Source organism: Chitinophaga sp. 05T412, from assembly GCF_056396465.1.
Genome location: NZ_JBFTLN010000006.1, coordinates 284,205 through 296,435 on the forward strand (window position 1 = coordinate 284,205; position 12,231 = coordinate 296,435).

7 protein-coding genes are annotated in these 12,231 nt (G+C 46.1%); 6 read left to right on the forward strand and 1 reads right to left on the reverse strand.

Translation table 11 applies throughout. From position 1 onward, the window contains the following. Positions 1–154: 154 nt before the first annotated feature. Complete coding sequence (locus tag AC1DFM_RS15730; RefSeq protein ID WP_477077682.1) at positions 155–5,236, forward strand: translocation/assembly module TamB domain-containing protein; 5,082 nt, start codon at positions 155–157, stop codon at positions 5,234–5,236. Further along, entirely contained in the window at positions 5,220–7,706 is a 2,487-nt protein-coding gene (gene tamL, locus AC1DFM_RS15735; RefSeq protein WP_477077683.1) for a translocation and assembly module lipoprotein TamL, read from the forward strand. Before AC1DFM_RS15730 ends, tamL begins: the two co-directional genes overlap by 17 nt. Positions 7,707–7,763: 57 nt before the next feature. On the opposite strand, the gene AC1DFM_RS15740 is transcribed toward tamL, so the two are convergent. Further along, positions 7,764–9,500 (reverse strand): thiamine pyrophosphate-dependent enzyme, encoded by a 1,737-nt coding sequence (locus AC1DFM_RS15740; RefSeq protein ID WP_477077684.1) that lies wholly within the window; start codon positions 9,498–9,500, stop codon positions 7,764–7,766. Positions 9,501–9,523: 23 nt separating this feature from the next. On the opposite strand from AC1DFM_RS15740, the gene AC1DFM_RS15745 reads away from it, so the two are divergent. The 4 genes from AC1DFM_RS15745 (at position 9,524) to AC1DFM_RS15760 (ending at position 12,144) form a co-directional block, all read left to right on the forward strand. Beyond that, positions 9,524–10,153: a DUF2867 domain-containing protein gene (locus AC1DFM_RS15745; protein WP_477077685.1), complete on the forward strand. Its 630-nt coding sequence runs from the start codon at positions 9,524–9,526 to the stop codon at positions 10,151–10,153. A gap of 47 nt (positions 10,154–10,200) precedes the next feature. Then, on the forward strand, positions 10,201–10,599 hold the full coding sequence (locus AC1DFM_RS15750) for a septal ring lytic transglycosylase RlpA family protein (RefSeq protein ID WP_477077686.1): 399 nt from the start codon (positions 10,201–10,203) through the stop codon (positions 10,597–10,599). Positions 10,600–10,657: 58 nt separating this feature from the next. Further along, positions 10,658–10,786 (forward strand): hypothetical protein, encoded by a 129-nt coding sequence (locus tag AC1DFM_RS15755; RefSeq protein ID WP_477077687.1) that lies wholly within the window; start codon positions 10,658–10,660, stop codon positions 10,784–10,786. 98 nt (positions 10,787–10,884) lie between these two features. Then, the gene (locus tag AC1DFM_RS15760) at positions 10,885–12,144 is read left to right on the forward strand and encodes a DUF3472 domain-containing protein (RefSeq protein ID WP_477077688.1); all 1,260 of its coding nucleotides are present in this window, start codon (positions 10,885–10,887) and stop codon (positions 12,142–12,144) included. Positions 12,145–12,231: the final 87 nt, after the last annotated feature.

Genomic DNA, 12,231 nt, shown 5'->3' on the forward strand with positions numbered 1-12,231 from the left:
TTCTTGCACTAACTATTATTCCCGGTACCCCCTCAGGTATGGATTTTGTTGTTCCCCGAAGGCATGTGCCCCGGTAAAACTATCCTGCCGGTGAAGTAAACTATAAGCGTGCTTTTACGTTTATATTCAGTAATTGATTTTGTAATACATCATAGTGACAGAACCAGCAGAAACCGGAGAAAAACGCGGCCGCCCCTGGTGGCGATGGCTTTTATGGATAATTGTTGCGGTGCTTCTTTTGCCCGTAATGGCAGTGCTATTGCTACAACTCGATGGTGTTCAGAATTATTTAAGAGAACAGGGGGAAGTTTACCTGCGTAAAAAATTACACACCAAAGTACAAATTGGCTATCTGCGGGCAAGAGGCTGGCAATACCTCGAACTCCGCAACGTATACGTGGGCGATACCGCCAACCAGGCACTCCTTTATAGCGGCACACTGACAGTACATTACAACCTCCTGTCACTTATTAACAATGAACTCAGAATAGATAAGCTCGACTGGGATACTGTATTGATCAATGTATACAAACACCCCGGCGACTCCGCTTTCAATTTTCAGTTTGCCATCGACGCTTTTGTAAGCCCCTCCAAAAAACCAGATACACTGGCCCCGGAAACAGGGACCACCATGCAGTTCCGACTGAAAGATATTACACTCCGCAAAGTAAAACTAAGCTATGCAGACGCCCCCGGAGGCATGAATGCCGTAGTAACCTGGGATAGCCTGCACGTAGATCCGGACGATCTGCTCATAGACGACGGCATCTATGCCTTCAGAGGTATTTCACTGGATGGCCTCAAAGGTTTCTTCCGCCAAAACTATGTAGGCCCAGCAATAACATCAGCGGCCCCACCGCCGCCACCGGCCCAGGATACCAATAGCGCTTCCCTGCACCTGCTGCTGAAAAAACTGCAAATCAGTAATAGCAGCTTCGTTTACTCCGATGAGGGTAGCGGTATTTCCACCGCCTGGAACATCGGCAGCCTGCTGCTCCGCAACAGCAGCATCGATCAGGACTCTACTCATATACAAGTGGGCGACCTCACCATTGGAAGCACTACCGGCCTGGTGATGATGGTACCAGGAAAAGATACTGTTCCCACTGCTCCCCAGGACACCACTCCGAATACCTGGCAGGTTTTTGCTACACAAGTCAACCTCGATAAACTGGCTGTTAAATACGATAACGGCGGACCAGCACCCAAAGCCGCGGGGCCTGATCCGGATTATAATCACCTCATGCTGACCCGCTTCTCCGGAAAAATAAATGATATCCGGTATAAGCCCGACAGCATTACGGTGGCCATAAAATCACTCACCGCGCAGGATAAATCAGGGTTTGCTATCCGTAAAGCCAATATGGATGTACTGTTTACACCACATACCCTGGCATTGCGCAACTTCCTGTTACAAACCAACAAAAGCATTCTCCGCAAACAAATCACGGTTACCGTTCCATCCTGGTCAGGTATTGCCGATAAGTTAGACCAACTAGGCCTCGACGCTAATCTCGACTCCGTCCATGTGGCGCTGGGAGAATGGCTCCCATTTGTACTAGATGCACGGAAAAATAAATCATTTGCTCCGCTATGGAATAAGGAACTAACGTTGGCGGCTATACTAAAAGGAACCCTGGGCGATTTAAACATCAAACAATTATACGTCAACGATCACCAGGGAAATCTCATTAAAACAGACAATGGCCAGGTACAACATGCCACCAACCCTGATCTGCTCAGTGCCAATTTACCCAATCTTTATATCCAGTCTGGTAACAAGGCCCTGCGTTCCTGGCTGCCAGCAGGCACCCTGCCAGATACCCCCCGCTTGCCGGAAAATATGCTCATCACCGGGATGTTCAAGGGAGGAATGAAAGACCTGGTTACACAGTTACAACTTAAAAGCGATTACGCCAACGCGTCTGTTAATGCGCACCTCATAAATATAACCGACAGTATTCGCAGTAGCTATACCATCAGCGTTCCCTACTTCCGTGCCAATCCCGGTATCATGTTATACGATACCACCTATGGCTGGATGTCAGGGAAACTGAGCGCTACCGGTCAGGGCTATACGCTGAAACAAATGGCAGCCAAGGCAACTATCCAGTTAAGCGAAGCTACTTATAACGCATACACCTATCATGATGTCAGCGTAAATGCAGGCCTCAATAAAGGCGATTTTGAAGCGCAAGGGGAAAGCGCCGACAGCAATATTACCACCACCTTTAACGTCAGCGGTCAGCTGATAGACACCACCATACAAGGACTTAAAGTAGATATGGACCTGACTAAAGCAGATCTGTACGCTACACACTGGTACACCGAACCATTAACTATTCAAGGGAAGGTAATCGCCGACTTCAATAGTATTGAACCTCAGCGCATTGAAGGAAACGCCTTTTTAACCAACTGGCAAATTAGCACCAATGGGCAGGTTTTTCCACTGGATAGCATTGCGCTAGTGGCCAAATACGATGATCAACAATACATCACCCTGAAAAGCCCGCTTGGTTTAATCAATGCATATGGACATATAGATTATAGAAAGGTAGCTGGCGCATTTACTGGGGTAATCAACAAGCCATTATTGCCACCAGATTCTACTAACATCATAAAAATTCCCGGCGGACAATTACTCGCCTGGAATGCTTCCCTGATATGGCCCAAAAGCCTGCAGGCCCTATTACCCACCTTGCACATGCAGGTTCCCCTGGTAGTGGATGGTCGCTTAAACAGCGATAGTAGCTTGCTGGTACTGCATGCCAATCTACCTAAAGTAACTTACGATTCCATCCAGGTAGATAGCCTCCGCTTTTTTGCACGTATCCTGGATACCTCCATGCAAACCAACATCTCGCTGGCCCACATGATGCATCCTACGTTTCCGCTGCAACATACGTTCCTGAGGGCTACCGCTAATACCGGCGTAGTAGACTTTAATCTCCAGCTGGATGATGTTAACAGAAAAGCTAAATATAAGCTGGGCGGTATTTTCACCTTCCTGAAAGATAACGCCATGCAGCTATCATTGAAGCCAGGCCTCCTGCTCAACAAACAGCTCTGGACTGTAGCCGATGATAATATACTGCGTATAAAACATGGTGCACCGGATACCGCTAACATCAAACTGTCGTATGGGGAACAATCCATTCAGATAGCCACACAGCAAGACACCGGCGCCGTACCAGCCTTATTGGCGAGTATTAAAAATTTCCAGCTGTCTACCATTACAGGGCTACTGGCCACAGATACCTTACTCGCCAACGGTACACTGAATGCAGATGCAGCAGTACGCAACTGGGATAAATCTCCCCTTATACATGCTACGCTAAAAGTAGATAGCCTGACCGTTAAAAATACTCACATGGGTACACTGGATGCTAATGTGGAAAACAATGGCCCAGGCCAATATAAACTGGTAGCCGGATTAAATGGCAACAACAATGATATTAAAGTAGAAGGTACCTACGATAGCACCATCAATGCCCAGCTCAATATCAATAAGCTGAGCATGGCCGCGCTGGAACCTTTTACCATGGGGAGTGTAACACACATGTCTGGTAGCGCCGATGGACAGTTTAATATTTCCGGTACCACGGCTTCTCCCAAAATTGCCGGCAGCCTGCATTTCGATAATGCTTCCGGCATGGTCACCATGATTGGTAGTACCTTCCACCTGCCAGATGAAGATATCGTAATTGACGAAAAAGGTATTCTGCTCAACAATCTCGTTGTGGCCGACAGCGCCAATAATGAGCTGGTAGTGAATGGCCGTATCAATACAAAAAACTATACCCGTTACAGCTTCAACCTGGATGTTACTGCTGATAACTTCATGGCCCTTGGCAGACAACAAAACCCCGATCAATGGATTTATGGTCCGGCCTATATAGATAGCAAAGTGAAAATCCGTGGCTCGCTGGACCTTCCAAGGATTGACGCAACCGTAAAACTGCGCGATAAATCCAGTGTCACTATGACCTTGCCACAGGATGAACCCAGCCTGGCCAGCAGGGAAGGAATCGTAGAATTCGTGGACCTGTCTAATCCCATCGACTCGGCGTTACTGGCAAAACAAGACAGCCTCAAATACCAGACTACCCGGTTGAAAGGCATGTACCTTTCCGGTAACCTCGATATCACACCGGCGTCTATCATCAAAATCATTATCGACGCGCAGAATGGCGACTATGTACAGGCAAAAGGTACCGCCAGTATCAATGCCACATTGGACCCCAGCAGTAAACTAAGCCTGACCGGCCGCTATGAAATATCGGAGGGTAAGTATGAGATGTCGCTCAATCAACTCATCAAACGCTCTTTTGACATACAAAAAGGAAGTTTTATCTCCTTTAGCGGCGACGCTACCAAGGCCGATCTGGATATTACCGCCAAATACACCGTAAATGCGCCTGCATATGACCTGGTTTCCGATCAGATGCAAAGGATGACGCCAGAAAAACGAAATACGTATAAACAACGTATGCCGTTTGAAGTATACCTGATGATCAAAGGTAACCTGATGAAGCCCGACATCAGCTTCCGTCTCGACCTGCCCGAAAAAGAAAGAAACATGTTAGATGGTACCCCTTATAATAAACTTAAACAAATTAACCAGACACCATCTGAACTKAATAAACAGGTAATGGGACTGCTGGTGCTCAATAGTTTCATTCCGGAAGACCCCATGAGTACGCTCGATGGTGGCACCGGTGGAGGAGTAGGACAAGCAGCTAAAAATAGTGTGAGTAAAATACTCTCCCAACAACTTAACAACCTGGCAGGTAATCTGATTAAAGGGGTGGATCTCAATTTTGACCTGCAAAACCAGGAGGATTATTCCAGTGGTAATGCGCAGGAAACTACCAATCTGAAAGTAGGCGCCTCCAAGCAATTATTCAATGATCGTTTAACCGTTTCCGTTGGTTCAAACATTATGCTGCAAGGCAACCAGCAAAATGCCAGCTCCCTGATTGGTGATATCTCCGTGGAATATAAACTTACCCGTGATGGCCGTTACCGGATCAGGGTATATCAAAACAATGATAACACCACCGTTATTGACGGACAAGTAATAGAAACAGGAGTGGCCTTTGCATTGGTAATGGACTATGATGAATTCCGGGAAATTTTGCAACGTGCAAAAACGCCATCTCAAAAGAAAAAAATAAGCGATAAGAAAAAAAACAACGATAAAAATACGACAACGCCTGATGCGAATAGGAAATAGCCATATTACCTTCTGCTGTACACTGCTCTGCCTGGGATACCTGGTCATCAGCTCCTGTAGCACCACACGCACGGTGCCCGAAGGGGACCGGCTATATACTGGTAGTGAAGTAAAATGGATAAAAGATACAGTGTCCGGAAAAAGGCCCCGCGATTACAGCACGCTGATGGATGGATTGGAAAAAAAGATTCGTCCCAACAGGAACAGGAAATTCCTCGGTATGCCCATTAAACTATGGCTATACAATCTGGGCAACGAGCCTAAAGGAAAAGGATTAAATTATTTACTCAGGAAAAAATGGGGCGAGCCGCCTGTATTACTGAGTCAGGCAAAACCAGATTACACGGCAAAAATCCTGGATGGCTACCTCATTGATAATGGCTATTTCCAGGCCGATATGGCATCCGAGGTGAAGTACTCCGGTAAGAAAAAAGCCTCCATCCAATACACCGCTACACCCAATCACCGGTATACGATCAAAAGCGTTACCTATATAACAGATACCAGCGCTATTGGTAAATCTGTTAAAGCCACTAAACCGGAGAGCTCTTTGATTGTTGGCGCTCCTTATTCGCTGGATTCTATCAAAGCAGAACGGGAACGCATACACGCCATGTTAAAAGAACAGGGATATTATTACTTCACGCCGGATTATTTACTGATACAGGCAGATAGTACCAATATGGGACAAGTTGCTTTACTTGTTAAAATCAAGGATAATACGCCACTGGCTGCATTACGTCCTTATCGCATGCACGATATTACGCTGTTCCCGGATTATTCCCTGGATAATGATTCCACCTCTACCTTAGGTACGCCTGTGCAGTATAGAGGTATTAACATTGTTGATTCCGCTAAACGCTTTAAACCAACTGCATTTAACCGATCCGTGTTCCTGCGTCCGGATAGTTTATACCGTTTGAGCTCTCATAATATTACCCTTCAACGGTTAATCAACCTCGGTGTTTTCAAATTCGTCAAAGGACAATTCACTCCTATAAGAGATACTTCTATCCACAATATCGTGGGTGGCAATCCCAATCAGCCGGACAATAGAAGAGGAGTCGGCGGCAAACGTGATACCTCCGGTGTTGGATTTAAAAGGGATGCTACCTATTCACGTGATACTTCATTGGCCAGCAACTACCGGGCCATGGTCAACAACCGTATTTCTCTTGACAGCGGATGGCTTGATGCAAAGTTTTACCTGACTCCCTATAAACGCCGGTCGTTGCAGGCAGAGCTTCGTGGCACTTCCAAATCTAATGGATTCATTGGATCTGAAGTCCGGCTAACTGCCAAAAACAGGAACTGGCTCCACTCTGCTGCATTGCTGGAAATCGGCCTGCGCGGCGGTATGGAATGGCAAACAGGCAATAAAAGTGCCGGCGGATCTAATTCATATTCACTCGGTGCAGAAGTAGCCGTTACTTTCCCCCGGTTTCTTACACCTATCAGAGGCTTTAATATCCGTACACCATATGTACCTAAAACACGTATAAGCGCCACTTATGAATTATACAGCCGCGCTGACTTATATAACTTAAACGCATACACGCTGCAATTACAATACCTATGGCAGCGCTCACAATACCTCAGTCATATTTTTGCACCTATTGCTGTAACGTATGTATTGCCGTCTAAAACAACCGGTGCCTACGACAGTATACTGATCCACGATCCTAGTCAACGGTCTGCTATTGAAAAGCAATTTATCCTGGGTAGCAACTATACCATCACTTACAATAATCAACGTCCTAACCAGATACATAACTTTTACCTGAGTGGCAATGTGGATATCTCCGGCAACCTGGCAGGGCTGTTTGTCCCTAAAAACGATACCGGCCAGCGCACCATACTGGGTAATTCCTTTGCCCAATATGAACGGTTTACGCTGGAAGGTCGCCATTACTGGAATATTGGCAAAGGAAAGCAATGGGTGAACCGCTTACTAATAGGCTACGGTTTACCCTATGGCAACTCTCAAACACTTCCGTTTGTGAAACAGTTTTTCACTGGAGGCAGCAGCAGTATCCGGGCTTTCCGGGCACGCACGTTAGGCCCCGGCACCTTTCGCAGCAAAGCAGCAGATAGTGCTGCATTGTTTGCCAATGAAGCCGGCGACATCAAGCTGGAACTTAATACAGAACTGCGGGTGCACGTTGCCAGCGTATTCAATGTAGCGGCGTTTATTGATGCTGGTAATATCTGGCTACAAAAAGATGTGCCGGATAAACCAGGCAGCAAATTTCAATTTAACTCCTTCTACAGAGAAATCGCTGTTGGTGGTGGGGTAGGCGTACGTATTGATGCCTCGATTGTAGTAGTACGTCTTGATCTGGCGATACCATTCCGCATTCCTTCTCTACCGGAAAATGAGCGATGGGTGTTGAATCAAATTAATTTCGGAGATCCCGAATGGCGTAAAAAGAACTTAATTCTCAACATTGCTATCGGCTATCCCTTTTAACAATAAGTTTATTTATAGGGAGATGACAACCTCGGTGTAGTCTCCCTATAAACGATCTTACAGCACGTCTTTCAAGTGCTTGTAGTTCGACTTTACAGCATCGAATACGTCTTCATATCTTCCGCCCAAAATCAGTTTCCCCATCCAGAGTGCAAAGCCTTTCATTTGTGCAAACTCTACTTTAGGAGGCATCGCCAGTGAATCCGGGTTGGTAAACACATTTACCAATACTGATCCTCCGGTTTTAACGGCTTGTGATAATACTGTTTCTACTTCTTCCGGCTTATGAACGGTGAACGCTGTAAAGCCCATCGCTACGGCCACAGCAGCAAAATCCGGATTAACCATATTCGTTTGCCAGTCGGGGATTCCGGCCACTTCCATTTCCAGTTTCACCATCCCTAACGCGCGGTTATTAAATACAATCACTTTTATCGGAAGCTGGTATTGTTTAATCGTCATCAAATCTCCCAGCAACATGGTTAAACCACCATCTCCACAGAGTGCAAATACTTCCCGGCCTGGTTGCGCAAAAGCAGCGCCAATGGCCTGTGGCATCGCATTGGCCATAGAGCCGTGATTGAAAGATCCCAATAACGTTCGCTTTCCGGTACCTTCCAGGTAGCGCGCTGTCCAAACATTGGTCATACCGGTATCCACGGTAAAGATGGCGTCATCTGCGGCCAGCTTGTTCAACGTAGACGCCACATACTCCGGACTGATAGCGTCTTCCTTTCCGCGATCTTCCACATAGGTCTGCATTTTCTTTTTTACTTCCTGGTAAAAGGCCGTCATTTCCTCCAGGAAAGTTGTATCAGCATGAGCTTTAAGTAGTGGCAACAGCGCTTTCAACGTATCCCTGATATCTCCACACAGGCCTAGTTCCAGTGCTGCCCGTCGTCCCAGCCGCTCCGGCTGAATATCTATCTGCACAATTTTAGCTTTCGATGGCATAAACGGTGTATACGGAAAATCGGTGCCTAACAACAATAACACATCCGCTTCATGCATACTTTTATAAGCGGATGCCAGCCCCAGGAGGCCCGTCATCCCTACCTCATTGGGATTATCATACTGGATACCCATTTTAGCMCGGAAAGAATAGGCTACCGGCGCCTTTAACTGCTGCGACAAAGCAACCACCTCATCATGCGCTGGCACCGCACCTAATCCGCAATAAATAGCTATTTTCTCTGCACCATCCAGTAAGGCTGCTAATTCTTTTAATTCAGCAGGAGAGGGACAAATAACCGGATGTGGATGATATAACCTCGTGGCAGTAGGAATATCTTTGGCGTCAGCAGCAGCTATATCTCCCGGTAAACCCAACACCGCTACTCCGTGCTTATGTACCGCATGTTGTAAGGCAGCCYGCATCATACGTGGCGCTTGTTCAACGGTATTAGCAATCTGGTTATAACAGCTGCAATCTGCAAACAATTTAATGGTGTTGGTTTCCTGAAAATAGTCGCTGCCAATTTCATTGGTAGCACACGTAGAAGCAATTGCTAACACGGAAGCCCCCGACCGGTGCGCATCATACAACCCATTGATCAGGTGTACATGTCCGGGACCACTACTGCCCGCGCAACAGGCCAGCCCATTCAGCTGGGCCTCTGCACCCGCTGCATAAGCGCCCACTTCCTCGTGTCTGACATGTACCCACTGAATACGGCCATCACGACGCACGGCATCATTAATATGATTTAAACTATCGCCGGTAACTGCGTAAATACGTTGAATGCCAGCATCCGCCAGCATCTCCACTAATTGATCCGCTACAAGTTTTGCCATATTTTTTGTGTTAATAAAGATGAATGATAAAACAGTTGCCTGCCCACATTGTTCATCTTCCCCTGCTCAATAAACAGGCCATGGAAAGCATCGGCAATACGCTTAATTTTGTGATAGTAAACCATCGCCGCATGACCGTTTTAAAACCCACCCTGCCTGCCAACTCCTTGCTGAACAAACAATCAGCAACTATTCACTACCAGGATACTTTTGCAGCCAACATTGTTACTGCACATCCCGTTACCATCCAGCAAACAGGTATTGCCTTTGTTACTACCGCGCCACGCTTTGTTTCACAAATGATGAAATGGAGAGATCGGATAGTCCGTATTTTTGGACTGAAAACCAGTCAGAAATTACCCCGAAATCCTCCCACTACATTCAATTGCGGTGATCAGCTCGGCATTTTCAAAATATTGGAGAAAAATGAACAGGAAGTAATTCTGGGAGAAAATGATAAGCACCTCGACTTCCGTGTATCGCTTTATTTACAGCAGCAATCCACGCAACAACAGTTAATCTGCACCACGGTGGTTCATTACAATAATCTTTGGGGCAAAATCTACTTCTTCTTTGTTAAACCGTTTCATAAGCTGTTGGTACCGGCCATGTTAAAACATACCGTTGCTCATTTACCTGTTTCCGGCAGCTAAAAGCCCCGGAAAATTGATTATTTTTATATCTATCTAAATTGCTACCAATGAAACCTATCCCTGCCCCGTTGCATCGTAATACTGTATTGGTATTTGCTATATTGATACTTGCCGTCACCTCTTCCTGTAGTCGGAAAATCACCGAAACAGGAAAAGCCTCTTATTATGCCGATTCCTTTGATGGCAAACGTACTGCCAGTGGCGAAACCTTTCACCAACGCCAGCTCTCCGCTGCGCACAAAACATTGCCTTTTGGTACACGCGTTACCGTAGTCAATATTTCCAATGGAAAAAGTGTGAAAGTGCGCATCAACGACCGTGGCCCATTTGTACCAGGACGCATTATTGATTTGTCTCACAAAGCTGCCGCTAAACTGGGTATGGTAAATACTGGCGTTGCCAATGTGGAAGTGAAGTACAAACAAAAGAAGAAAAAGAGGAAATAAACGAACAAGTATACTCCCGCCCGCTTTAAGGTGTGTTATTATTTTTAGCCTTCGGCAGATGTTGAACTTTCTGCTGTTTTTCCTGATCCTCAAAAACGATTTCCAGGCACTTGTTGCCGCCACCTGGCCTTTACCAAAGAGAAGTGCGTTAAACGCAGTGTTTCATTATGCCCATACCGTTGCTTAGGTAGAAACCGGTATTCTCATTCGTTTGTAATTTTTTACGGACGGAATTGCATTTGGAAACAGATGCGCTTTTATTTGTTAACATACAAATACAGAACAATGAACAAGAAAACACTTCTCTCAGCATTGCTGGCGTTGTGCCTGGCTGCTGATCACACTTTCGCACAAGCCCCCGCAGTAGAACTTCCCGGCTTTGCCGCCTACGCCGATCCGGTAGAAGAAGGGGTAGACATCAACCATAACAAAGGCGTTATTCACTGGACGGGCAATAGTAACACCGTTAATTTCTATTTTCATGCCGCTACTACCGGTCCTCTGAAAGTCGCACTCCTTGCAAAAGCAGATGCTGCAAGTAAAGTAAGCGTATCTGTAAATGGTATTGAAAAAACAATTAGCATTCCTAACAATAGTGATTTTGTAAATATTCCTATTTTACAAACCAATATTAAGCAGCCCGGCTTCTACTGCGTTTCCTTAAAAGGAGTAGAGAAATCCGGATCTGTATATGCAGACGTGAAGGCTGTTTCATTGACTGGTGCCGCCACTAAAGACATCCAGTTCAACGCTAAGCCCTGGCGCCGTGCGGCTTCTGTACATTTAAACTATCCTGTTCCGGAAGGTAAAAATGTAGAATGGTTTTATGGAGAAATTAAAGTGCCGGAAGGAGAAGATAAACTCGGTACTTATTTCATGTCCTGCGGTTTTCACCGGGGTTACTTTGGAATGCAGGTGAATTCTCCTACCGAAAGAAGAATCATTTTCTCCGTATGGGATGCGGGTGGAGAGCCAGAAGAACGGAGCAAAGTAAAGTATGAAGATCAGGTAGTGATGCTGGCAAAAGGGGATAGTGTAGATGCCAGCGGATTTGGCGGCGAAGGCACCGGAGGTCATAGTCATTGGGTATATAACTGGAAAGCAGGTGAAACCTACCGTTTCCTGATGCACAGCGCGCCCACCGGAAATATCACTACCTATACCGCTTACTTCTACGTACCAGAACATAAAGAGTGGAAGCTCATCGCCAGCTTTAGAGCGCCTAAAGACGGTAAATACATGGGGCACCTTTACTCTTTCCTGGAAAACTTCTCCTTTGAAAATGGGCATCTCGGACGTAAAGGCTACTTCGGTAACCACTGGATCAAAACCAATACTGGCGAATGGATTGAACTGACAAAGGCCAAATTCAGTAACGACGCCACCGCCAAGGCGAAAGACAGGCTCGATTATGGCGGCGGTGCAGAAAATGGTTGGTTCTATCTCTGGAACAGCGGCTTTAAACCAGCTAATGCGCAATATGGCGATTTGTTTGAGCGGCCAGCCACCGGTACACCACCTACCATCGTATTGCCACAATTCTAAATAACAACCATTTAAAATGGCAACAGAAACGAGGATATATCGGAGAAAACGATACATCCTCGTTTTTTTATCTCCCGAAAAATATAT

Bases quoted from the DNA above. Each gene is read 5' to 3' on its own strand.
- AC1DFM_RS15760 (WP_477077688.1), top strand. From the start codon at position 10,885: ATGAACAAGAAAACACTTCTCTCAGCATTGCTGGCGTTGTGCCTGGCT.
- AC1DFM_RS15755 (WP_477077687.1), top strand. From the start codon at position 10,658: ATGTTGAACTTTCTGCTGTTTTTCCTGATCCTCAAAAACGATTTCCAG.
- AC1DFM_RS15745 (WP_477077685.1), top strand. From the start codon at position 9,524: ATGATAAAACAGTTGCCTGCCCACATTGTTCATCTTCCCCTGCTCAAT.
- tamL (WP_477077683.1), top strand. From the start codon at position 5,220: ATGCGAATAGGAAATAGCCATATTACCTTCTGCTGTACACTGCTCTGC.
- AC1DFM_RS15750 (WP_477077686.1), top strand. From the start codon at position 10,201: ATGAAACCTATCCCTGCCCCGTTGCATCGTAATACTGTATTGGTATTT.